This is a genomic window from Paenibacillus sp. FSL M7-0802 (genome assembly GCF_038004945.1).
Taxonomy (GTDB): domain Bacteria; phylum Bacillota; class Bacilli; order Paenibacillales; family Paenibacillaceae; genus Paenibacillus; species Paenibacillus polymyxa_B.
Window position 1 is genome coordinate 4,881,183 of record NZ_JBBOSD010000001.1, and the last position, 23,821, is coordinate 4,905,003.

19 protein-coding genes are annotated in these 23,821 nt (G+C 45.2%); 18 read left to right on the forward strand and 1 reads right to left on the reverse strand.

Annotated features, from left to right (window positions below; genetic code table 11):
- Positions 1–36: 36 nt before the first annotated feature.
- A complete protein-coding gene (locus MHB54_RS22395; protein WP_023989463.1) occupies positions 37–1,098 on the forward strand; it encodes an LCP family protein in 1,062 nt (353 codons plus the stop codon).
- 299 nt (positions 1,099–1,397) lie between these two features.
- Positions 1,398–2,729 carry a PhoH family protein gene (locus MHB54_RS22400; protein ID WP_023989462.1) on the forward strand — a complete coding sequence of 444 codons (1,332 nt, stop codon included), beginning with the start codon at positions 1,398–1,400 and terminating at the stop codon, positions 2,727–2,729.
- 100 nt (positions 2,730–2,829) lie between these two features.
- Here MHB54_RS22400 and MHB54_RS22405 read toward each other — a convergent pair whose 3' ends face one another.
- Positions 2,830–3,915, reverse strand: a complete 1,086-nt coding sequence (locus tag MHB54_RS22405) for a hypothetical protein (protein WP_071558477.1) — start codon at positions 3,913–3,915, stop codon at positions 2,830–2,832.
- A gap of 297 nt (positions 3,916–4,212) precedes the next feature.
- Between MHB54_RS22405 and MHB54_RS22410 the strand changes: the two genes are divergently transcribed.
- From MHB54_RS22410 to MHB54_RS22485, 16 genes are all read left to right on the forward strand, one after another.
- Positions 4,213–4,863, forward strand: a complete 651-nt coding sequence (locus MHB54_RS22410) for an RsfA family transcriptional regulator (protein ID WP_013311108.1) — start codon at positions 4,213–4,215, stop codon at positions 4,861–4,863.
- 126 nt (positions 4,864–4,989) lie between these two features.
- Positions 4,990–5,949: a ketopantoate reductase family protein gene (locus tag MHB54_RS22415; RefSeq protein WP_071558478.1), complete on the forward strand. Its 960-nt coding sequence runs from the start codon at positions 4,990–4,992 to the stop codon at positions 5,947–5,949.
- Positions 5,950–5,953: 4 nt separating this feature from the next.
- A complete protein-coding gene (locus MHB54_RS22420; RefSeq protein WP_013311106.1) occupies positions 5,954–6,343 on the forward strand; it encodes a DUF3397 domain-containing protein in 390 nt (129 codons plus the stop codon).
- Between the two features lie 153 nt (positions 6,344–6,496).
- Positions 6,497–8,197 (forward strand): peptide ABC transporter substrate-binding protein, encoded by a 1,701-nt coding sequence (locus MHB54_RS22425; RefSeq protein WP_023989459.1) that lies wholly within the window; start codon positions 6,497–6,499, stop codon positions 8,195–8,197.
- 197 nt (positions 8,198–8,394) lie between these two features.
- Positions 8,395–9,327 carry an ABC transporter permease gene (locus MHB54_RS22430; protein ID WP_023989458.1) on the forward strand — a complete coding sequence of 311 codons (933 nt, stop codon included), beginning with the start codon at positions 8,395–8,397 and terminating at the stop codon, positions 9,325–9,327.
- A gap of 4 nt (positions 9,328–9,331) precedes the next feature.
- Positions 9,332–10,282, forward strand: a complete 951-nt coding sequence (locus MHB54_RS22435) for an ABC transporter permease (RefSeq protein ID WP_013311103.1) — start codon at positions 9,332–9,334, stop codon at positions 10,280–10,282.
- Positions 10,283–10,293: 11 nt separating this feature from the next.
- Positions 10,294–11,232, forward strand: a complete 939-nt coding sequence (locus MHB54_RS22440) for an ABC transporter ATP-binding protein (RefSeq protein ID WP_013311102.1) — start codon at positions 10,294–10,296, stop codon at positions 11,230–11,232.
- Between the two features lie 122 nt (positions 11,233–11,354).
- Positions 11,355–12,986 (forward strand): bacillithiol biosynthesis cysteine-adding enzyme BshC, encoded by a 1,632-nt coding sequence (gene bshC, locus MHB54_RS22445; protein WP_071558479.1) that lies wholly within the window; start codon positions 11,355–11,357, stop codon positions 12,984–12,986.
- 64 nt (positions 12,987–13,050) lie between these two features.
- Positions 13,051–14,316: an adenosylhomocysteinase gene (locus MHB54_RS22450; RefSeq protein ID WP_013311100.1), complete on the forward strand. Its 1,266-nt coding sequence runs from the start codon at positions 13,051–13,053 to the stop codon at positions 14,314–14,316.
- A gap of 332 nt (positions 14,317–14,648) precedes the next feature.
- Entirely contained in the window at positions 14,649–15,086 is a 438-nt protein-coding gene (gene mraZ / locus MHB54_RS22455; protein ID WP_013311099.1) for a division/cell wall cluster transcriptional repressor MraZ, read from the forward strand.
- A gap of 17 nt (positions 15,087–15,103) precedes the next feature.
- On the forward strand, positions 15,104–16,054 hold the full coding sequence (gene rsmH / locus MHB54_RS22460) for a 16S rRNA (cytosine(1402)-N(4))-methyltransferase RsmH (protein WP_023989455.1): 951 nt from the start codon (positions 15,104–15,106) through the stop codon (positions 16,052–16,054).
- Between the two features lie 24 nt (positions 16,055–16,078).
- A complete protein-coding gene (locus MHB54_RS22465) occupies positions 16,079–16,459 on the forward strand; it encodes a hypothetical protein (RefSeq protein ID WP_025721604.1) in 381 nt (126 codons plus the stop codon).
- Positions 16,460–16,519: 60 nt separating this feature from the next.
- Positions 16,520–18,874 carry a penicillin-binding transpeptidase domain-containing protein gene (locus MHB54_RS22470; RefSeq protein ID WP_023989453.1) on the forward strand — a complete coding sequence of 785 codons (2,355 nt, stop codon included), beginning with the start codon at positions 16,520–16,522 and terminating at the stop codon, positions 18,872–18,874.
- Between the two features lie 81 nt (positions 18,875–18,955).
- On the forward strand, positions 18,956–20,872 hold the full coding sequence (locus tag MHB54_RS22475) for a stage V sporulation protein D (RefSeq protein WP_023989452.1): 1,917 nt from the start codon (positions 18,956–18,958) through the stop codon (positions 20,870–20,872).
- 55 nt (positions 20,873–20,927) lie between these two features.
- Positions 20,928–22,415 (forward strand): UDP-N-acetylmuramoyl-L-alanyl-D-glutamate--2,6-diaminopimelate ligase, encoded by a 1,488-nt coding sequence (locus MHB54_RS22480; protein ID WP_023989451.1) that lies wholly within the window; start codon positions 20,928–20,930, stop codon positions 22,413–22,415.
- Positions 22,415–23,818, forward strand: coding sequence for a UDP-N-acetylmuramoyl-tripeptide--D-alanyl-D-alanine ligase (locus MHB54_RS22485; protein WP_340982143.1), 1,404 nt, complete (start codon positions 22,415–22,417; stop codon positions 23,816–23,818). The genes MHB54_RS22480 and MHB54_RS22485 overlap by 1 nt, the downstream gene beginning before the upstream one ends.
- Positions 23,819–23,821 lie beyond the last annotated feature (3 nt).

Genomic DNA, 23,821 nt, shown 5'->3' on the forward strand with positions numbered 1-23,821 from the left:
CGATATTTCTCAAAACGCAGGAAAAGGTGTTGAAGCATGAGTAATCTTTCGAACGGATTGCCTCCCCGGACACAAAGCGGGAAAAAATCCGCCAAACCGAAAAAAACGAAAAAGAAAAAAAGCTTTTTCAGATCGTTTATGAAGTTTGTCTTGTTTTTGCTCATTATAGGTATTTTGGCAGTAGGTGGTTATACCTACTATATTTACAATCAGGTAGAGGAAGTTTTGGATACGGGGATCAACAAGGAAGTACCCAAAACACAATTGGCTGAAGCTAAGCCTTTGACTATCTTATTGCTGGGAACCGATTACCGCCCTGATCATCCGACTTATTTGTCAGACGTTATTATGGTAGCTACATTAAACCCCAATACCAAATCGTCTACCATCGTGTCTTTACCGCGCGATACGCGTCTAGAAATGGATGGATATAAACCACGCAAGTTGAATGAGTATTATCCAGTGTTTAAGGCTAGAGAGAAAGAATCTGGTGAAGTTGCTGAAGAGCAAATGAAGAAGATGATCGGCAAATATTTAAACATTGATATCGATTATGTGACGGTTATTAACTTCCAGGGCTTTAGAGATGTAGTAGATAATTTGGGTGGCGTAGATGTGACGGTTGATAAAAACATGTGTTATCGTGACCGTGCAGATGGTACCGATATTAACCTGACAGCTGGAGCCAAGCATTTGAACGGTGATCAGGCTCTTGATTTTGTTCGCTACCGCAAATCGAATTGTCGTCCAAGAACAGCTGAATCTGACGATTTTGATCGCAATCGTCGACAAAATCAGGTGCTTCATTCCCTAATTGACCAAATGCAATCCTTTAACGCTTTGACCAAGTTTAGCGCAATTATTAAATCGGTTGATAAGAATATGATGACAGATATCGAGTCACAGCAAATGAAAAATATCGTACAAACCTATTGGAATATTTCCAAGCAAAATGTGAAATACAATCCGGTGGCAGGAACGTGGCGTAGCCCGTATGTGTACATTGATGAGCAACAGCTCGATTTGGCCAAACAAGCGCTACAAGAGGAATTAGCTAAAAAAGCAAGCGACACTACTGCAGCTTCTTCCAATTCCTGAGTATGTATCTTTCTCCTCTCTTATGTTATACTCGCAGCGAGTAAAGCTCTTATATAACATAAGGGGGTTGAGGTATGTCTAAAGTTATAGTGAACCAAGTCTAGGTCCAGTGAGCAATCACTGGGCCTTTTGTGTCTAATTTTAAAAATGTACAGGCTCAGAGCTATCTTCACTACAACTTTTCGTTGCTTTATCTGCTTTGGGGTTCTTTTTTCAGGGAATCAGCAAGTATTGGGTACCCGGTGAATAGGTATAGGTATGAAACACGAGATTGTCCACGCCGCTTTGGAGGGGATTTAATGAAGAAAATTTTTGTGCTGGATACGAATGTGCTGCTGCATGATCCGAAAGCCATTTTTACCTTCAAAGAACATGAAGTTGTCATTCCAGCTGTTGTTCTGGAAGAAATCGACTCCAAAAAACGCAACGCGGATGAGATTGGACGGAATGCCCGCAATGTATCGCGATTGTTGGACGGGTTAAGAGAAGTAGGTCATCTGCACAGTGGCGTTCCACTTCCCCAGGGTGGGAGGCTTAAGGTTGAGTTAAACCACCGAAGTTTTTTGAAAGTTCAGGAGATGTTCGGGGAGGTTTCGAACGATAACCGGATTTTGGCGGTCGCCTTGAATTATCATCTGGAAGAGCAGGAGCAGCCTGAACCACGTTCGGTCGTTTTGGTCAGTAAAGACGTGCTGGTCAGGATCAAGGCAGATGTACTGGGACTGCTGACCGAAGACTACCTATCCGATAGAACAGGCGATCTAAGTGAGCTATATCCCGGATACTCGGCAATACAGGTGCACCCGTCCATCATAGATGAATTTTACTCTAACCGTTTTTTACCAATCAAGCCACTGGAACTACCTTATACGCTGTATCCGCATGAATTTGTTATTCTGAAAGATGAAATGGGAACTGGAAAATCAGCTTTGCTGAAAGTGAATCAGGAGGCAGAGCGATTAGAGCCGCTGTACTTAAGTAACGAATCGGTGTGGGGAATCAGCGCGCGTAATGCTCAACAGCGGATGGCATTGGAGCTTTTGCTTAATGACGATATCCCTCTCGTGACCATTACAGGAAAAGCGGGTACGGGCAAAACGCTGCTGGCGCTGGCGGCAGGTTTGCTTAAGGTAGAGGATGAACATCGCTTCAAGAAACTGCTGATTGCTCGGCCTGTTGTTCCTATGGGTAAGGATATTGGTTATTTACCGGGAGAAAAGGATGAAAAACTTCGCCCGTGGATGCAACCCATCTACGATAATCTAGAGTATCTGTTTGATGCCAAAAAATCAGGTGATATCGACAAAATTTTGATGGGCTTGGGCAGTATTCAGGTGGAGGCACTTACTTATATTCGTGGGCGTTCGATACCTGGGCAATTTATTATAGTCGATGAGGCGCAAAACTTATCCCGACATGAGATCAAAACGATTGTGTCCCGGGTGGGTGAGGGGAGCAAGATCATTTTGATGGGAGATCCGGAGCAGATTGATCACCCTTATCTGGATGCAGCCAGTAACGGTCTAACCTATGTGGTGGAGCGGTTTAAGCAAGAAGGGATTAGTGGGCATATCATGTTGGAAAAAGGAGAACGCTCCAAGCTTGCGCAGTTGGCAGCCGATCTACTATAAAATCCCTACCGTTATTACAATAATAAAGACCTCGGGAATCTCCCGGGGTCTCTTGTTTTATACACGTAAAAATTCAGAACAATGAAAGGTGAGCAAAATTTTACTTAAAGTTTAATTCGAGCTTAACTTCAAGCATTCCTGCTAAAGTGCGTACTTCTGTGGCTTTGACATAGGAAATAAGCTGCTGTGGGTAGAAACCCAGATCAAAATCCTTTTCCAGCTTGTTGCGGGTCGTATCAGGTAGCTCCAGACCATTAAATACCAATCGATCCACATGAAATAAAATTGCATTTTTCGGCTCATTCTCTAGCGTGTAGTGACCTTCTACCCTTAATTTCATCGTTCCCTGCTGACCTTCTACCACAATTCGATCCTGCGCAAATGTAAAGTTGAAGTGATTAAACAATTCATTTTCTGACTTTAAAAAACGGTTAAAGTCCTCTTCACGAATGCTTATCGTAATGACTTTTCCATTTGTAACCATGGCACCTTGTTGTTGTTGAATGAATTGTGGTAAATTCTGCATAGCTTGAGCTAATGCTTTAAAGTGCTTATTTACCTCGTAGACACCTACATTCTCCCAATAAGCTGTCATTTCGCCAATTAGCTTACGTAGGGTATCCGGGTCATTACTGGCGTTAACGCCGTCATTTACACGCGACTGAAGCAGGGCAATGCGTTTACGTTGTGCCAGTAAGTTTGTTTTGACAGTCTCCAGTTCCATTGAGGCTTGGGTGACTTGTTGTTCTGTTTTTCGCATAGATTGATAATTGGATTCGTATTCTTGAAGCACATCCTGATCGTGACTAATCAATAATAAGTAGTAATCGTACAGAGAGAGAAGTTGCCTTATACTTTTCGCCCCTAGCACCACACTCAACAGTTTGTCCCTTTCCCCCATATAATAAGATCGCAGCACAGAACCTGCACGCTTCCGTTGTATGGTCATTTGCTCTTGCTGAACGGTGAGATTACTTCGCAGTTCCTGCTGACGCTGCAAAAGGGTATGCTGCTCCTGACTGATTCGCTCAATTTCATGGTCTATCTCTACAATCGACAGGCTATCTTGTAAAATCTGACTTTCTTCATGGGAGGGAGCGGCCAGGGTAGGACGTACATATATGAAAGTTAGCAACATAATGGTGGTCAGCAGGGTGCTGATTGTGATTTTTATTCGTTTGTTCATTTGGTTTCCCCTTTTATGTATTCCCGAAAAAAACTAATGGTAATGTATATGATCCTTTCTGTTTCTTTAACCATTCATTTTATTGTACAGCAGTCTGAGCATGCTTGAAACCCGAAACTGTTTACGTTCACGTATGAGTTCTTGCAGAAATGGAAATACAATTTAGTATCAAATAGATTCTATGAACTCTACGAGAGGCATAGGAATGAATAAACAGCTTTTATACCCTATTCAAATACCGGCAAGATCGGTTCATGAAGACGGTTATTTCAGGATGTTGTTAGGAGGGCTAGAGGCATGACTGCAATAAGACAAGATGCATGGAGTGTGGAAGATGACTTGATATTGGCGGAGGTGACATTGCGGCATATCCGTGAAGGTGGAACGCAGCTCGCTGCGTTTGAGGAGGTTGGACAAAAAATAGGAAGAACCTCTGCAGCATGTGGCTTTCGTTGGAATAGCTGCGTGCGTAAACGTTACGATGAAGCGATTAGTATTGCCAAAGCACAGCGCCAGAAGCGCAGTTATATCCGTAAGCAGAACCCGGTGGGTGTATCACAGGTTGCGGCTTTTGCCTCGCTTGATACAGTCGAAGGTGGATACAGAACGGATGGTGCGAGTGAGGATACATTATCTATTGATGCAGTAATTCGCTTCTTGCGCCAATGGAAGGGATCCGTCCAGGAAACGAATCGGCAGATTAAGATGCTGGAGAAAGATTTACGGGAAAAGGAAGAAGAATTGAATCAGCTTCGCTCCATTAATGACCGGCTGTCCAAAGAAGTGAATGATGTACAAACCGACTATCGTGTTGTGAATGATGATTATAAAGCTCTGATTCAGATTATGGACCGAGCTCGGCGCTTGGCTTTAATCACTGAAGATGAGGAAGAGCTTAAATCCAGATTCAAAATGGACGCCAATGGGAATCTGGAGCGCATTGAGTAACAAGATTACTTCTGCAATATTGAAATAAAACGTCAACTAGCGCTTTGCCGTAGTTGGCGTTTTTTGTATTTCTTTAGAGTGCATATGATATAGTAGAAAAAAAGATGGAAGCGAGACGATACAAAGGTGATTGATATTATTGGAGCGGGTTCGCTGGGATTGTTGTTTGCCGGGAGGTTGTCTGCTTCGGGTACAAAAGTAAGGCTGTGGACGCGTACACTTGAGCAGGCACGCGTCATTGCTCGTGAAGGGATTACTGTGTTTGATAAGGAGGGACAGACGGCAGTACATGTTTCCGGGGATAAATTGAAGGTAGCGCCATTGGCAGATTGGCAACGGTTAAATTCACAGGCTCCAGCACGATGGATAATGCTTATGACCAAACAGGGGGCGATTGAGGAAGTATTAGAACAGATCCAGCCTGCAGCTCAAATGGATAGAGATACAGGAATTGTTTGCTTGCAGAATGGAATCGGCCATATAGAACGCATTAGACAGGCTTGGCCTGAAGCTGTGGTATACCCTGCTGTGACGACTGAAGGAGCCAAGAGACAGGGAGTAGCATCTATTGTACATGCAGGATCGGGTGTTACTGAAATTGGTAGTTCGGAGGAAGGGGAGGAGGCGAAGAACAATAATTTTAATCAATGTGTGCTAAATCGGCTGCTTGCAGCAGGATTTGACGTTTGCTTGTCGAAAGAAATCGAGAACGGTATGTATCGCAAGTTGTTGATCAATGCTGTGATCAATCCGCTGACAGCGGTATGGCGAGTTCGTAATGGCGAGCTGCTTTCGGACCCTATTCGAATACATATGATGCGCAGGCTGTACGATGAAGGCATTCAAGTGTATGAAGCTCATGGTATCCACTGGGAAAACGCATGGTGGGAGCAAATTATGAATGTATGCCGGGTAACGGCAGAAAATCACTCGTCCATGCTAGCTGATGTACTTGCACAGTCCATGACGGAAGTTGCTTCAATTAACGGACAACTGGTGCAGATGGCAGATCGGGCTGGAGTTACTGCACCAACTCATGAGGTATTGTGGCAATTAATTGAAGGCATGCGGCTAAAAGAGGGGTGATCAGTTGAGTCTTATACAAGGTACTATTATCACTTTCAGTATTCTTCCCTTTTTTCCGTTTTTGATCGTGTTTGCGGTTTGTCGCTACATTCTTAAAATGGAAAAAAAGAAATCGTTACTTACTTCTATGGATATTACCACGTTTTTTCTGATATTTTCCGTCGCAGCACTCTTTAACGTCATTTTTACATCTCGATTCGGTTTTTATTTGATTCTACTGCTCCTATTACTGGCCTTGGGTTTAATTGGAGGAGCTCAAAATCGAATAAAAGGGAAGGTTGATGGTAAAAGATTATGTAGAGCGGTCTGGAGATTAACTTTTATAGCGATGACATTGGCGTATATTTTGTTGACTGTTGTTGGTATATTTAAGAATATATTCAACATCATGTGATATAAGGTGACATGGAAAGGTGAAAAAATATGAATTAATCATGTTTTTTTGAAAAAAAAGCTCAATTTGAAGAAATGTAATGTAGATTTTTTTGACCGCTGGTTGTATAATCTATAAACATATACCACTTTAGAACTAGGGGGAAAACGCTAGATGAAAAGGAAAAGCTTTTTAGTCCTTTTGACACTCATTCTTGCAGTTGGTGCACTGCTCGCAGGTTGTGGCTCCAGCAAGAACGATAATGGTAAGGGCGCACAAGAAAACACCTCGACTACGCCGGCTCCGGCCGACAAGCAAATTTTGCGCATTAACCTTGCTTCCGAGCCGCCAACCTTCGATCCGGCACAAGCTCAGGATAGTCAAACTAACACGGTTCTGAAAACTTTGTATGAAGGTCTCGTACGTATGGGTCCTGACGGCAAAGAAATCCCTGGCGTAGCTGAATCTTGGAAAATTTCCGATGACGGCAAAACCTATACGTTCAAGCTTCGTGATACTGCAAAATGGAGTAATGGCGACCCAGTCAAAGCAAGCGATTTCGTATTTGCTTGGCAACGGGTATTGGATCCTTCCACGGCTCCTGCACCTCCATATGCTTACCAATTGTACTATATCAAAAATGCTGAGGGTTACAACCTGAGCACTTCGAAATCTTTTAAAGGCACTAAAGTTACAGACTTTAAAGATGTAGGTGTTAAAGCTGTTGACGACCATACATTGCAAGTAGAGCTGGAGCACCCAACTCCTTACTTCTTGGGATTGACTTCTTTCTACACTTTTTACCCTGTAAATCCTTCCGTTAAAGGTAATGATAAGTGGGCTGTTAAGAAAGATAGCATGATCACTAACGGACCTTACACATTAACGACTTGGGACAGCGGTCAAAAGATCGAAGTAACCAAAAGTGAAAACTATTGGGGTAAAGATGATATCAAGCTGAATAAAATTACGATGTCCCTTGTAAATAGCGGTGCAACAGAGCTGGCTTCTTATAGAAGTGGACAACTCGATTACGCAGGTATGCCAAACGGTGAAATTCCTACCGACCAAATTCCGGCTGTGAAAAAAGAACTGCCTAACGAATTTAAGGCAAAAGGGATTGCAAGTACGTACTACTATCTGTTTAATGTAACTGAAAAACCATTTAATAATGTTAAAATCCGTAAAGCGTTTGCGATGGCTATTGAACGCCAACCAATCGTTGAAAGAGTAACATTGGGCGGTCAAATTCCTGCATACGGCTTTGTACCTCCAGGTATCAAAGGAGTATCTCAAGAATTCCGTACTGAGAATAAAGATGATTACTTCAAAGAAGACTTCACTGAAGCGAAAAAATTGCTTCAAGAAGGTATGAAGGAAGAAGGCGTAACTACACTTCCTCCGGTAACATTGCTGTATAACTCCAGCGAGAGTCACCAAAAGATTGCTTTGGCAGTTGCTGATATGTGGAAGAAAAACCTTGGTGTTGACATCAAAACTCAAAACCAAGAGTGGGGCGTATTTATCCAAACACGTAACAAGCTGAATTTCCAAATCGCTCGTGGTGGATGGTCTGCTGACTATAATGATCCAATGACATTCCTGGATATGTGGACAACAGGCAATGGCAACAACAATGCAGGTTATGCTAACCCAGCATATGATGCTTTGATTGAAGCAGCTAAGAAAGAAACTGATCCAGCAAAACGCATGGAAGATTTTGCGAAAGCGGAGAAAATTCTGGTTCAAGATGATATGGTAATGCTTCCGATCTACTACTACTCAAATGTTTCTTTAACGAAACCGAATGTAAAAGACATTGGGCTTGACTTTAGTGGAGCAGTTGATTTCACAAGAGCGTATATTACACAGTAACTGAAGCTCGATTCTGAAGTTTGATAGTTACTTCGGGATATATATGTGGATAGAACCATATATATCCCGTTTTTTTTGTGTGTCATGGTCTTTTCCATCATCATGTAACCATGCAAATAAGTAGATTGGACAGTCCAATTCTATTTCGATAAAATCGAATGGTGTCGAAAAAAATTTATGGGGGGTGTAAACGGGCAATGACGCGTTATTTGATCAGTAAATTTTTCTATATGCTGCTATCTTTGTTCATTCTGATCTCTGCGACGTTTTTTCTCATGAAAGCAATTCCGGGTAACCCCTTCATGAGTGAAAAAGCGACTTCTCCTGAGATTCAAGCCCGGTTAATGGAGCAATATGGGCTGGATAAGCCTGTATATGTCCAATATTTTAAATACTTAGGTGATATTGCTTCAGGTGATTTTGGTATTTCTATGAAAAAGCTGAATCAAAGTGTAACTGACATTATCGGACAAACTTTTACGGTTTCCCTCAAACTAGGTTTTGTTGCCATAATCGTGTCGATAATTGTCGGTCTCTTGCTAGGTATGCTGGCAGCTTTGTATCATCGTAGGCTAATAGATAACGTTGCAATGGTATTAGCTATCATGGGGATTGCGGTTCCCAGCTTCGTTCTAGCATCGTTGATTCAATTTTTCTTCGCTCAACAGTTAGGTTGGTTTAATGTTATGGGCTTTGACGGTCCGATGGACTACGTTCTGCCTGTTGCAGCTTTATCTGCTTCCCCAATTGCGTTTATCGCTCGACTAACGCGTTCCAGCATGCTGGAAGTACTTCATGCGGATTACATTAAGACTGCCAAAGCTAAAGGCTTGAAATCCATTACAATTATGTTCAAACACGTTGTACGTAATGCTATTTTGCCGGTTGTTACCTATGTGGGACCCATGACGGCCAATATTATTACGGGTTCAGTTGTTATTGAACGTATCTTCGGGATTGGCGGTATTGGTAAGGTATTCGTAGATAGTATTACAACCCGCGATTATACCATGATTATGGGAGTTACTATTTTTTACGGTATTTTGCTGATGGTGGCGCGTTTTATTACAGATATTGCATATGGATTTATTGATCCGCGGATTAAGCTTACTGGCGGGAAGGAGGGATAACTTTATGTCTGTTAAAGATAATGCTGTGAACTTGGATAAGCTTCAGGTAAAACCGGAAGATTTCCAGAAGGTCGGGGCGGATGAAAAGCAGTCTGAAGTTATTCAGCGCGAAAGCTTGTCCGCTTGGCGAGATGCTTGGGAACGACTTCGTAAAAATAAACTGGCAATGACGAGCTTGAGTGTGTTGGTTCTCATTGTGCTTGCTTCAATTGTTGGGCCGATGCTGTCCCCATACGATGACCGCACCAATGATTTGTTGAGCACCAATCTTCCTCCTTCGGCGGAACATTGGTTCGGAACAGATGATCTGGGACGTGATATGTTTGTACGTACTTGGATGGGCGCTCGGATTTCCTTGATTATTGGTTTGGCTGCTGCAATGATTGACTTGATGATTGGAGTTATTTATGGTGGAATTATGGGTTACTTTGGTGGCCGCGTTGATGAAATCATGAATAAATTTTCTGAAATCTTGTACTCCATTCCTTACTTGCTTGTTACGATCCTGTTGCTGGTTGTACTGGAGCCAAGTATCACTACAATTATTATTGCGCTCTGTGTAACGGGGTGGATTAACATGTCGTGGATTGTACGTGGTGAGATGTTACAACTTAAAAACCGAGAATTCGTACTCGCTTCCCGTTCAATGGGTGCAGGTGCAGGTCGTTTGCTGTTCCGTCACTTGTTGCCTAATGCGGTAGGACCAATCATTGTCACACTGACTTTGACAGTTCCAAGTGCTATTTTCTCTGAGGCATTCCTGAGCTTCCTTGGATTAGGGGTACAGGCTCCTCAGGCGTCGCTGGGTTCAATGATTGAATCAGCTCTGACTGGGTGGATGTATTACCCGTGGCGGATGCTTTTCCCAGCAGGTTTGATCAGTTTGATTATGCTTGCGTTCAACCTTTTTGGCGACGGCTTGCGTGATGCGCTTGATCCGAAGTTGAAGAAATAGGAGGTGAGATCATGGTGAGTAGCAACAATTTAATTGAGGTTGAAGGTCTTAAAAAGTATTTTAATGTTGGCAAAAACCGTGTGCTCAAAGCGGTGGACAACCTGAATTTCTATATTCGCGAGGGTGAAACACTGGGTATGGTTGGCGAATCCGGCTGTGGTAAGTCTACAGCGGGTCGTACGATTTTGCGCTTGTATGAACCTACAGCAGGTAGCGTACGTTTTAACGGTACGGATATTTACAAATTGTCACCGAGTAAAATGAAAGCAATGCGCCGTGATATGCAGATGATCTTTCAAGATCCGTATGCATCATTGAACCCGCGTTTTACCGTTTCTGATATTATTGGTGAGGCACTGGATATTCACAACATGGCGGGTAGCCGTGCAGAACGTAAGAAACGGATTGAAGAGTTACTTGATCTGGTTGGTTTGAACCCTGACCATGCAACACGCTATCCGCATGAGTTTTCTGGTGGTCAACGTCAACGGATCGGTATTGCACGCGCACTAGCAGTTAATCCTAAATTCATCATTTGTGATGAGCCGATTTCAGCTCTTGACGTATCTATTCAGGCTCAGGTTGTCAACCTGTTAAAAGAGCTTCAAGAACGTTTGGGTCTGACATACCTGTTCATTGCGCATGATCTGTCGATGGTCAAGCACATCAGTGATCGGGTAGCTGTAATGTATATGGGTAGAATGGTCGAGCTTGCAGAAAGTGCTGAATTGTATGCGAACCCGATCCATCCTTATACGAAAATGCTTTTGTCGGCGATCCCACTTCCTGATCCAGAAGTAGAAGCCAACAAAAAACGGATTATTATGCCAGGCGACCAAGCAGGCCCGATTCATGATGCATCTGGTAGCAAGACAGGGGCTTATAACCTGGAAAATGCCACGCTCATCGAAGTGTCTAAAGGACATTTTGTAGCTGAGCCTTACGCCTGATCTTGTTTTATGCACCAACCGCCGAGTTATTCGGCGGTTTTTTTTGTAGGAAGCTTTGACGTGGACATGGGCTTTCGGTACAATCAAGCAGTAAGGTTTTGGTGGAGACAGGAGGCAGACCCATGAAGATAATTCCGGAAACGCTTCGCGTAGGGTCGGCTTTGGCAGAAGATTATATACAGGGTACAGGACGCGCAAGCGACTTGTATGAATATAATGTGCTGCACGCCGATGCTTATGCCCAACGGGCGAAGTGGCTGGATAAGACGGGGCATCTGCGATTAAACCGTAAGGATATCGTAGCATGTCTTCGTATATACAATGAGAAATACAATTCGTATGAGGCGGTTCGTGCTTCATTGGACCGTCTGGAAAGTCCAGATGCCTTAGTAGTAGCTGGCGGGCAGCAAAGCGGATTGTTCACAGGTCCGATGCTGGTCATTTACAAAGCTGCTACCCTAATTAAGGCGGCGAGAGAAGCTGAGGAACGGCTTGGACGTCCGGTTATTCCCGTCTTCTGGATTGCTGGCGAAGATCATGACTGGGACGAGGTCAATCATACATACGTAATGGCAAATGACCCACAAGCCGTCAAAATCAAGCTGAATAAGCAACCTGAACGCCGTTCTTCGGTTAGTGCCATTAAAGTTGAGGCTGTTGAGTGGAAGCAAGCGATAGCGGATATAGAGCAAAGCTTGCCAGATTCAGAACATAAGGCTGAAATAATGCGCATGATTGAGAACGGGCTAACGGATTCATATGGACTGAGTGAAGCCTTTGCCAAGTTGCTGGGCCTTTTGTTCGGCACCTATGGATTAGTACTCTTGGATTCAGCAGATCCTTCGCTACGCAAGCTGGAAGCATCCGTTTTTAAGCAACTGGTTCAGCACAATGATGAGTTGGAGCAGGCTTACCGGACGACTGCTGCGCGGATCGTAGATTATGGATATCATTTACAAGCGGATGTGCATGAAGGTGGCGCGAATCTCTTTTATATCCATGAAGATGAACGCTTGCTGCTTTTCAAAAAAGCTGGACTATTCACGGATCGACACGGTCTGGTGGTGTTTACTGTGGATGAACTGCTTGAAGAGATAGATAGACATCCCGAACGTTTTAGTAACAATGTGCTAACTCGTCCTCTAATGCAGGATTCACTGTTTCCGGTGCTGGCATCTGTGCTGGGTCTAGGAGAGATTGCTTACTGGGCGATTACACGGGATGCTTTCGGGGTGTTGGAGATGCAGATGCCGATACTGCTGCCACGAATGTCTTTTACGTTGGTAGAGCCAGGCGTGGAGAAGCATATGCTTAAGTATGAATTGAGTTTTGGTCAAGTTAGAGACGGACTTGAGGAACGGAAAAAGCAATGGATCGCCACTCAAGATCAGCTTGGAATGCAGGATCAGTTTTCCGGGGCTAAGGAAGCTTTTGTCCGCATGTACGAACCGCTTGTGCAGCAGACAGGTTTGATTGAAAAAGGTTTGCTACCGCTCGGAGAAACCAACCGCGATAAGATTCTGGCACAGATCGCCTATCTGGAGGCAAAAGTTCAGGAAGCGTTGCTTCGGCAAAATGAAACAGCACTTCGCCAGTGGGATCGTATTGAGTGGTCGCTTTTTCCATTTGGACAGCCGCAGGAGCGGGCGTATACGATCTATCATTTTCTGAACCGTCATGGTCTCAGCCTGATTGATATGATTATGAGTGCACCATTGGATCTGACGGGTACGCATCGCGTTATTTATGTATGATTTATTATTTTATATAGGATTTATCATGGTTCAAATTTAACCAATATGAAGGAGGAAACAAAGTATGACTTCCCATTCTCTGCAAAATAGCATAGTTCACGATCTTAAATTGGCCCCTGAAGGTCATTTGAAAATTGATTGGGTAGAAGCCCATATGCCAGTATTGAACCGTATACGTCAACAATTCGAGCAAGAGCAGCCTTTTGCTGGTCTGAAGGTAACCATCTGTCTACATCTGGAGGCCAAAACGGCTTATCTGGCTAAAGTGGTACAAGCAGGTGGAGCGCAGGTAACTATTACGGGTAGTAATCCGTTGTCCACACAAGATGATGTTTGCGCCGCATTAGTTGAAGATGGCGTTACAGTATTAGCTAAATACAATCCGGACCCGGAAGAATTCAAAAATTTGCAAATCAAGGCACTGGAAACAAAGCCGGATCTCATTATAGATGATGGTGGTGACTTGGTTACTCTGTTGCAATCCGAACGGCCTGATCTGATTTCTACGATCCGTGGGGGAGCAGAGGAGACAACTACTGGCATTATTCGTTTGAAGGCTTTGGAAAAAGAAGGGCAACTTCACTTTCCGATGGTGGCTGTTAATGATGCTTACTGCAAATATTTGTTTGATAACCGCTATGGTACAGGACAGTCAGCTTTCGACGGCATTATTCGTACGACTAATCTGGTTGTAGCCGGAAGTACAGTGGTTGTGGTAGGTTATGGCTGGTGTGGCAAAGGGGTTGCAATGCGTGCGAAAGGGCTAGGAGCCAACGTTGTTGTAACCGAAGTTGATCCAATCAAGGCAGTAGAAGCCCATATGGATGGTTTCCATGTCTTGCCGATGGTAGAAGCTGCCAAACTGGGCGACTTCTTTATTACAGTAACTGGAAACAAGGCTGTAATTACAGGAGAACACTTTGATGTGATGAAGGATGGAGCTGTGCTGTGTAACGCAGGGCATTTTGATGTGGAGGTTAGTAAGCCTGAGCTTGCTAAACGTTCCGAATCCATTCGTACGGTGCGTCGCAATATCGAGGAATATCGCTTTAAAGATGGACGTAAAATGTATTTGCTGGCAGAAGGACGCCTCGTGAATCTGGCTGCTGCTGATGGTCATCCTGCGGAAATTATGGATACGACATTTGCGCTTCAGGCGCTTGGCTTGAAATATGTGAATGATCGTTACAATGAGCTAGGCAAAGCTGTTATTAATGTACCTTATGAAATTGATGAGCAGGTAGCTCGATTCAAGCTTGATAGTCTGGGAATCCAAATTGACACGTTAACTGAAGACCAAAAGATCTATTTGGACAGCTGGAACGCGTAATCGGATTATTTCATCACGATTTTCGCTGCAAAAGTGTTGCGTTTTTAATGCAAGTGTTTGTTTAGGTTGGCATAATGGACAGAGAGTAAGCCCTTTATTCCGTGTTGTTTCGAAACCTGATGCATATTGTCGGGGGCCGGCTTCATGGGGTAAGGGGCTTTTTTGCATCTTGTGACGCAGGGCTACAATAACAGACATAAGGGTATGGATCCGGCTTCTATCACTTTTTGGTAATGAAAAAGAGGTCTTTGATTTTTTAAAGCGAATCTATTATGCTTAGGTGGTGGAAAGTGGGCCAAAGTGGGAGAATGGGGTAAGGGGTGACGAAACCAATGTTTATGGGGGAGTTCCAACATAGCATTGATGAGAAGGGTCGGCTTACTGTACCGGCCAAGTTTCGTGAACTTCTCGGTGCCTCGTTCGTGGTTACCCGCGGGCTGGACCAATGCCTCTTCGTGTATCCCATGGATGAGTGGGCTGTCATGGAGAAAAAACTTAAAGCACTGCCTCTGATGAAGGCCGATGCGCGGGCGTTTACCCGTTTTTTTTTCTCGGGGGCGACTGAATGCGAATTGGACAAACAGGGCAGGGTAAATTTACCGGGGAATTTGTGCGAATACGCCAAGCTTACTAAAGAGTGCGTCGTATTGGGAGTGTCCACCCGTGTAGAGATTTGGAGCAAGCATACTTGGGAGCAATATTTCAACCAATCAGAAGAAGCATTTAACGACATTGCTGAGAAATTGGTTGATTTCAACTTTGAATTGTAATTTAGGAGGTCAGCCGTTTGTTTCACCACATTACCGTACTCAAAGAAGAAGCAACACAGGCACTAAACATCAGGCAGGACGGGATTTATGTGGACTGCACGTTGGGAGGGGCAGGACACAGTTCCGTCATTGCATCACAGCTTGGCCCTGAGGGAAGGCTCATTGCCTTTGATCAGGACGACTGGGCATTGAACAATGCGCGAGAGAAGCTGTCAGCCTATGAAGGAAAGATTTCCTTAGTGAAATCCAACTTCCGCCACTTGCAGGACAAGCTGACCGAGCTGGGATTGCCCGAAAAAGACGGCGTCCCGCAAGTCCAGGGTATTTTGTTCGATCTGGGTGTATCCTCGCCCCAGTTCGATGAGGGGGAACGGGGATTTAGCTACAATCATGATGCACCGCTTGATATGCGGATGGATCAGAGTAGCTCGCTTACGGCTTACGAAATTGTCAATGAATGGTCGGAAGCAGAGATTGCGCGTATTTTGTTTCATTACGGAGAAGAGAAGTTTTCACGGCGGATCGCAAAGATCATGATTGAACGTCGATTGAACAAGCCTATTCACACAACAGGGGAACTTGTCGATATTATCAAAGAAGGAATTCCGGCTGCGGCACGCAGAACCGGGGGACATCCGGCTAAACGCAGTTTCCAGGCTTTGCGGATTGCTGTGAATGATGAGTTGGGTGCACTGGAAGATACTTTGCATCAGGCAATAAGATGTCTGGCTCCAGGAGGCAGAATTTCGGTCATTACATTCCATTCTCTGGAGGATCGGATATGCAAGCATATTTTCAAGGAGTATTTGGCGAAAAGTATCTATCCATCTGATTTGCCTATTTTGGAGGACAAAATGATAGGCGATCTGAAGCTGGTGAACCGTAAGCCGATTGTGGCGTCAGAGCAGGAATTGGAGCTTAATCCACGGTCCCGGTCAGCGAAGCTGAGAGTTGCCGAGAAATTGTAAATTTAATGGAGAAGGAGAGGCGACATGGCTTATACACGCGGTAATTTGGCTGTAAAAGAAAGAGCCCGTCAGGAACAGGTTCAGCAACAACGGTATCGTGAGACCACCAAAGTCGTTACACGCCGCAGAGAGCTGCCGATTCGAGAAAAGCTGCTGTATCTATTGACACTTGTAGCGTGCATTGTCATTGCTGGTATGTTGATTAGCAGGTACGCTCACATTTATCAAATCAATTATTCGATTAATACGGCAAGCAAGGACATTTCCAAATTACAGACCAATATCGCCCAACTGAAGATTCAAAAGGAGCGTCTGGAAAATCAGATCGTGCCGACTGCAAAGCAACAGGGATATATCGAACCAACAAGAGAGCCCATTCGTGTGGAAAAGCAGGCTGCCAAATAGTTAAGGGCATAGCATCAAGCTATGCTCTGACGTACATTTTTTTGCAGAGAGGTTTGAGCTATGGTCAAAAGAATAAAGCTTCGCACACTGCTAATAGGGGGATGTATTACCCTCTTTTTTCTTGTTCTGCTACTTAAGGTATTTTGGATTCAAGTTGTGAGTGGGGAGTACTGGCATAACCTGGTAGTTAATCAAGTGGAAAGAGATCAGGTGATTCAGCCCAAGCGTGGAACCATTACGGACCGTAAAGGAAACGTATTAGCTACGGATGCACCGGCTTATACGGTAGTTGTCAATCCTAGCATCATTCAGGAGTATGATTTGGAGAATGAGGTTGTAGCTAAGCTGCACCAGTTACTCAAAACGCCTGAGGATGAGCTGAGAGGACATCTTTCTGCAAAGGATAAAAAGGGGAACTACTTAAAAAATCGCGAGATTCGTAATGGGGGCTGGAAGGTAGATCCTGAGGTCAAGGCACAAGTGGATACGTTCAAAGAGTATTTGAAGGATAAGTATGAAGTAATTGGAGCTGTGGACACCGTTCAAGAATCCAAACGCTATTATCCGGAAAATAAGCTGGCTTCCCATGTTCTTGGCTATCAAAGAAAAGATGGCACAGCAGGTATGGGGTTGGAAGCTTATTATAATAAAGAGCTCTCGGGGACGGCTGGAAAGCTTCTGTATCAGCGGGATCGGAAGGGAGTTCCTCTTCAAGGATCGGAAAGTGTCTATGAGCCGGCACAAAATGGTAAAAATTTAAAGCTGACGATTGACGATACGATTCAGTATTATATAGAGGATGCCATGCAGGAAGCTATTGCAAAATACAACCCGAAAACGATGACTGTAGTAGCTGCTGATCCCCAAACGATGGATGTTCTCGGTATGGCGACTTACCCGAATTTTAATCCCAATACATATGGGAGTACACCCTTGGAATATTTCCGTAATAATGCTACTCAATCTATCTACGAGCCTGGCTCCACGTTTAAGATTGTCACCTTGGCAGCTGCGGTTCAAGAAAAGGTGTTCAATCCAAATGAATCCTACCAATCTGGTATGATTCGGGTCGGAGGCTGGGATATTCGTGACGTAAGCCGTAACTGGGGAACGTTAACCTATCTTCAGGGGGTCAAGCGTTCAAGTAACGTCGGTTTCGTCCATCTGGGATTGGATAAGTTGGGTGGCGAAAGGCTGAAGAAATATATTAATAACTTTGGATTCGGCGTGAAAACAGGCATTGATCTTCCGAGTGAGTCTACCGGAGCTATTACTTTCCATACCCAGTACAAATCCGAGGTGGCAACGGCTTCGTATGGACACGGACGTGTTCAGGTAACGCCAATCCAGCAGGTAGCTGCAATCTCGGCAATTGCTAACGGGGGGAAGCTGATGCAACCTCATCTGGTGAAAGAAATCATGAACCCAGATACAGGCGAAGTTCAGACGATTCAACCGAAGGAAGTCCGCCAAGTGATTACTCGGGAATCGGCAGTCCAGACAAGCAGCTATCTGGAGCAGGTCGTATCTGACCAAGAAATTGGTACGGGACGCCTTGCTTATATTGACGGATATCGTGTAGCTGGTAAAACAGGTACAGCGACGAAGGTCGTCGGAAAAGTATATGACCATTCGAAGGATGTCGTGTCCTTTATAGGTTTTGCACCAGTAAATGATCCGAAAATAGCTGTTTTGGTTGTTATGGATGAACCTAACAAATCAGTAGGCGGCGGTACAGCAGCAGCGCCTGTATTTAAAAAAATCGTATCTCAATCGTTGCAATATATGGGGGTTCCAAAAACAGGAACTAAAACGAATAAATCAGGTGGCGCTGTTGTAAAAACAGTGAATTTGCCAACGGTACCAACATTAACTGGTCAGGTGAAGAAAGATGCGCAAAATGCATTGCTCAAACAGGGAATTGCCTATGAAACGGTAGGCAAAGGCTCCAAAATTGTTCGCCAATATCCTGAAGCAGGCGTCAAAATGAAACCCGGACAACGCATTTACTTGCTGACTGAGGATAGTGCCAACATGACTATTCCTGATTTTACAGGTGTTTCGTTGCGTGACACACTTCAAGTTCTGACCCTTATGAAGGTTGGTGTGCAGGTAAGCGGCGAAGGTTATGTTGTCTCTCAAAAGGCGCAAATGGTAAATGGAAAGCGGATCGTCAGCGTGACGCTTCAGCCGGCCAAAGAAACGGTGACCGGAGTGAAACCGGAGGAAACACAGGACTCGACCAATGGAGTTGCAGCTAACCAGACCGGCAGCGCAACAAAAACGGAGGTCGATACTAAAACCGAATCCAGTACTACTGCTGATGCTGGAACAGACGCGGGAGCTCCTAAGGGAGGAATATCTGCTGTTGCAGATGAGAAAAGTGCTGCTGCGATTAAAGGCGAGGATAACTGATAGCTTGTTCTAATGTCCGTTCTTTTGAATATTCATGAGGTAAGACATGTCATGAGTATTTGAGGAACGGAGGGAGCGCGTTTGAAAAAATCTAACGTGACCATGCGGCGGAGGCTGGTATGGGGGCTAATGGGATTATTTGTACTGTTTGCGGCCTTGTCGATCCGGCTCGCCTATGTTCAATTGGGTAAAGGAGGCGAGCTCTCGGCCAAGGCTGAGGATTCGTGGCGCCGCAATATTCCATTTGCCGCCAAGCGCGGCGAAATTTTGGATCGGCAGGGTACGGCGCTGACCTACAATGTCAGTTCGCCGACAGTCATGGCGATACCAGTGCAAATTAAGAAGCCGGAAGAAACGGCACGCAGGCTGGCGCCCTTGCTGGATATGAGTGAGGATAAAGTGCTCAAGCTGATTACCAAACGAACAGCAAGCCAAAAACTTCAGCCCGGCGGACGAAAAATTACGATGGAGAAAGCGCAGCAAATTCGTGATTTGAAGCTGCCGGGTATCGTTGTTGCTGAAGACAACAAACGTTATTATCCTTATGGTGATCTAGCGGCTCATATTCTTGGGTTTACAGGAATTGATAATCAAGGGCTGACAGGCGTAGAGAAGCAGCAAAACAGTAAGCTTCGGGGAATCGACGGAAGCATTGCGTATTTATCAGATGCAGGTGGTCGTCTGATGCCTGGTTCTTCTGAAAAATACATTGAACCGAAGGATGGACTGAATTTACAATTAACCATTGATAAGTCTGTGCAGTCCATTATGGAACGGGAGCTTGACCAAGCCATGGTCAAATTTCAGGCGAAGTCCGCGTTGTCTATTGCTATGAACCCCAAGACGGGTGAAATATTAGGCATGGCTGGACGACCAAGCTATGAGCCAGCACTATACAAGCAGTATGCGCCTGAAATCTATAATCGAAATCTGCCTATCTGGATGACATATGAACCTGGGTCTACTTTCAAAATTATTACACTGGCGGCTGCCTTGGAAGAAAAGAAGGTCAATCTCAAAAATGACCGTTTTTTTGATCCGGGATATATTGAAGTCGGTGGAGCACGCCTGCGTTGCTGGAAGAAAGGCGGACATGGAAGCCAAACGTTCCTTCAAGTGGTGGAGAATTCTTGCAACCCCGGTTTTGTAACATTGGGGCAGCGGTTAGGTAAAGAAGCACTTTTCAAGTACATTCGCAATTTCGGCTTCGGCAGCAAAACGGGAATCGACATGATTGGTGAGGGCAACGGCATTTTGTTCAAGCTACCTCAGGTCGGTCCTGTAGAACTGGCGACAACCGCTTTTGGTCAAGGGGTGTCTGTCACTCCGATCCAGCAGGTAACAGCAGTATCGGCGGCAATCAATGGCGGTAATCTTTATAAGCCTCACATTACAAAAGGTTGGGTTCAGCCGGGAACCGGAAAAGTGCTGGAAAAAGTAGAACCAGAACTAGTACGTAGGGTCATTTCAGAGGACACCTCCCGACAGGTAAGAGAAGCGCTGGAGAGCGTCGTTGCTAAAGGTACAGGTCGTCCTGCTTTTATTGAAGGCTACCGGGTAGGAGGTAAAACGGGGACGGCACAAAAAGTGATTAACGGACGTTATTCTTCCTCGGAGCATATTGTATCCTTTATTGGTTTTGCGCCGGCGGATGATCCGCAAATCGTCGTCTATACCGCTGTCGATAACCCGAAGGGCATTCAATTCGGCGGGGTGGTTGCTGCGCCAATCGTGCAAAATATTTTAAAGGACGCGCTGATTGCCTTGAAAATACCGCCTCGCACCAATCAAATTGCCAAAGAGTACAAGTATGGAGAAAATCCGATCGAAACGGTACCTGATCTGGTAGGTGCTACTGCAGCTGATTTGTACGAAGATATGAATATGAACTTTATGCTCGTGAAATCTGGGTCAGGCAAGACGGTCGTGAGTCAGGCGCCGAAGCCGGGCTCCAGATTGGAGCGGGGATCAACGATCCGTATTTACATGGGGGATTGATAGGTTCATTTTATACCATACTATGAATAACGAGAGAGCAATGGAGGAATGAAAGATGCAGCTTCAACAATTGGCTTCACTGCTGGCCGTCTCCCGTGTGGTGGGTGACGGTACAGTGGATTGCCGAGGAATCGGGGCGGATTCACGTCGAGTGCAACAGAGGGATTTATTTCTGTGTTTGCCAGGTTTTACAGTGGACGGACATGACTATGCTGAGCAGGCAATTGCGTCCGGGGCGGCAGCTTTGGTCGTTGAACGTGAACTGGATGTACCTGTTCCGCAGCTTGTAGTTAAGGATGCACGACATGCCATGGCTGTTTTGGCAGATTATATGTTTGATTCACCGAGCCGACGCATGCGCATGATCGGAATAACCGGAACCAACGGTAAAACAACGATAACTTATCTGATTGAAAAGATCATGAAGGATGCGGGGGTGAACACCGGACTGATTGGTACGATTCAAATGCGTTACGGTGGTCAGTCTTACCCAATGTCTGGCACTACGCCCGAAGCGGTGGAACTGCAACGTTATCTCGGAAATATGGCAGAGCAGGGGGTTCAATGCTGTGTCATGGAAGTATCCTCACATGCGTTGGAGCAGGGCCGCGTCAAAGGAACTGATTTTCGCACCGCTATATTTACAAACCTGACGCAGGACCACCTGGACTACCACAACACAATGGAGGAGTACCGTGCTGCAAAAGGACTTTTATTCTCTAGGTTGGGAAATGCTTTCTCGCGGGATGCATCCGATAGCAAATATGCTGTTCTGAATGCAGACGATCCGGCTTCTTCCTATTTGCAGGCTCAAACTGCGGCCCAAGTGATTACATACGGCGTGGAAAAGGAGTCTGATGTGCAGGCATCTCGTATCACTATAGGTTCCAAGGGAACCTCCTTTCATGTGTCTACTTTTAAAGGAGATACCGATATTGAGCTTCGAATGGTAGGCAAGTTCAATGTGTACAACGCACTGGCGGCCATTACCGCTGCTTTGCTGGAAGGAATCTCGTTGGTGGATATCAAGCGTAGTCTAGAGTCTATTGCAGGCGTAGATGGGCGGGTAGAGCCTGTAGATGCGGGTCAGCCCTTTGCTGTTATTGTAGATTATGCCCATACACCGGACGGATTGGAAAATGTCCTTCGCACCGTAAAGGAATTTGCGGTCGGTAAAGTATGGTGTGTATTTGGATGCGGCGGCGACCGAGATCGTACGAAACGCCCATTGATGGGGAAAATTGCTGCGCGTTACAGCGATCACTCGTTTATTACTTCCGACAATCCGCGAACAGAGGACCCGAAAGTGATTTTGAAAGACATCGAACAAGGGTTGATCGACGAAGGTGTACCCGCAGAACGATACGAATTGATCGTGGATCGCAGAACTGCAATTCATAAAGCTGTTGAAATGGCAAGCCCTGACGATGTAGTATTGATTGCGGGAAAAGGTCATGAGACTTACCAGTTGATCGGAAAAACGGTGCATGAATTCGATGACCGCATCGTAGCCAAAGAAGCGATAAGGGGTTTATCCAAGTGATGAAAAGAACAATCGGTCAGATTGCATCTATGTGTGGAGGAATACTTCACGGAGAAGCGGACACCGAACAGATGGTCGAAGGCGTTTTTACAGATTCTCGCAGGCCGCAGAGCCAAGGGTTGTTTGTTCCACTCGTGGGCGAACGGTTTGATGGGCATAATTATGTGCAGCAGATCGTAAGCGAGGCAGGTGCAGCTGCATTTTTATGGCAAAAGGATCATGGAGCACCTCCGGCTGAGAACGCTATTGAGGTAGAGGATACGCTAGAAGCCCTTCAGCATCTAGCAGCTGCATACTTACGCGAAACCGGCGTTTCTGTCGTTGGGATCACGGGAAGCAACGGCAAGACGACAACGAAAGACATCGTAAACGCTCTGCTGGGCACGACTTTTAAAGTACACAAAACCGAAGGGAATTATAACAATCATATCGGTTTGCCTTTAACGGTACTGTCCATGCCGCAGGATACAGATATTCTCATTCTGGAGATGGGCATGAGTGGACGTGGAGAGATTCGTCTGCTGGCTAATATTGCCCAACCAGATGTAGCTATCATAACGAACATAGGCGAATCGCACTTGCTGCAGCTTGGTTCTCGTGCGGAAATCGCTCGTGCAAAGTTGGAGATCACAAGTGGCCTTAAGGCTGGTGGTTTGCTGATCTACAACGGAGATGAACCACTGCTTTCACAAGTGTTGGCGGAGTCTGAAACGGTCAAGCCTGAAGGTTTAAAATTGTTTACGTTCGGGCTAGTTGCAGGTAACGATGACTATCCCACTGAAATCACTTCCGATGGAGAAGGCAGCTTATTTATAACAGCCCAATATGGCAAAGAGGCTTTCCGGCTTCCCTTGCTTGGACAGCACAATGTTGTAAATGGTTTGGCAGCACTGGCGGTAGCGCGTCATTTCAATGTCGATGCAGACCATATACGTAAAGGGTTGTCGTCTTTAAAGCTGACGGGCATGCGCATTGAGGTCGTGAACTGTCCTAATGGACTCACCGTGCTAAACGACGCTTATAATGCCAGTCCGGCTTCAATGAAGGCAGCAATTCAGACGTTGTCTGCGTATAAAACGGACGGACGTAAAATCGCCGTGCTTGGTGACATGCTGGAGTTGGGACCTGAGGAAAAGCAATTCCATGAGGAAATTGGAATTTTCGCGGCAAAGCACGACGTAGAAGTACTGTTTACCTACGGTGCGTTAGGCACTTCGATTGCGCAGGGTGCGCAAGAGTTGATGCCAACTGCTAACGTTCACGCTTATACAGATAAGCAAGAGCTGATCCAGTATTTGCTGGATCATCTACACGCCAATGATATTGTGCTGGTTAAGGCATCCAGAGGGATGCGACTAGAAGAAATTGTGGATGCGCTGAAAAACGGTCCGCTACAGAACTGATGT

What these genes read in the sequence shown, in the direction of transcription:
- MHB54_RS22485 (WP_340982143.1), top strand. Translation starts at nt 22,415, where the DNA reads ATGAAAAGAACAATCGGTCAGATTGCATCTATGTGTGGAGGAATACTT.
- MHB54_RS22470 (WP_023989453.1), top strand. Translation starts at nt 16,520, where the DNA reads ATGGTCAAAAGAATAAAGCTTCGCACACTGCTAATAGGGGGATGTATT.
- MHB54_RS22405 (WP_071558477.1), bottom strand. Translation starts at nt 3,915, where the DNA reads ATGAACAAACGAATAAAAATCACAATCAGCACCCTGCTGACCACCATT.
- MHB54_RS22440 (WP_013311102.1), top strand. Translation starts at nt 10,294, where the DNA reads ATGGTGAGTAGCAACAATTTAATTGAGGTTGAAGGTCTTAAAAAGTAT.
- MHB54_RS22410 (WP_013311108.1), top strand. Translation starts at nt 4,213, where the DNA reads ATGACTGCAATAAGACAAGATGCATGGAGTGTGGAAGATGACTTGATA.
- mraZ (WP_013311099.1), top strand. Translation starts at nt 14,649, where the DNA reads ATGTTTATGGGGGAGTTCCAACATAGCATTGATGAGAAGGGTCGGCTT.
- MHB54_RS22400 (WP_023989462.1), top strand. Translation starts at nt 1,398, where the DNA reads ATGAAGAAAATTTTTGTGCTGGATACGAATGTGCTGCTGCATGATCCG.
- MHB54_RS22395 (WP_023989463.1), top strand. Translation starts at nt 37, where the DNA reads ATGAGTAATCTTTCGAACGGATTGCCTCCCCGGACACAAAGCGGGAAA.
- MHB54_RS22465 (WP_025721604.1), top strand. Translation starts at nt 16,079, where the DNA reads ATGGCTTATACACGCGGTAATTTGGCTGTAAAAGAAAGAGCCCGTCAG.
- MHB54_RS22425 (WP_023989459.1), top strand. Translation starts at nt 6,497, where the DNA reads ATGAAAAGGAAAAGCTTTTTAGTCCTTTTGACACTCATTCTTGCAGTT.
- MHB54_RS22430 (WP_023989458.1), top strand. Translation starts at nt 8,395, where the DNA reads ATGACGCGTTATTTGATCAGTAAATTTTTCTATATGCTGCTATCTTTG.
- MHB54_RS22435 (WP_013311103.1), top strand. Translation starts at nt 9,332, where the DNA reads ATGTCTGTTAAAGATAATGCTGTGAACTTGGATAAGCTTCAGGTAAAA.
- MHB54_RS22480 (WP_023989451.1), top strand. Translation starts at nt 20,928, where the DNA reads ATGCAGCTTCAACAATTGGCTTCACTGCTGGCCGTCTCCCGTGTGGTG.
- bshC (WP_071558479.1), top strand. Translation starts at nt 11,355, where the DNA reads ATGAAGATAATTCCGGAAACGCTTCGCGTAGGGTCGGCTTTGGCAGAA.
- MHB54_RS22450 (WP_013311100.1), top strand. Translation starts at nt 13,051, where the DNA reads ATGACTTCCCATTCTCTGCAAAATAGCATAGTTCACGATCTTAAATTG.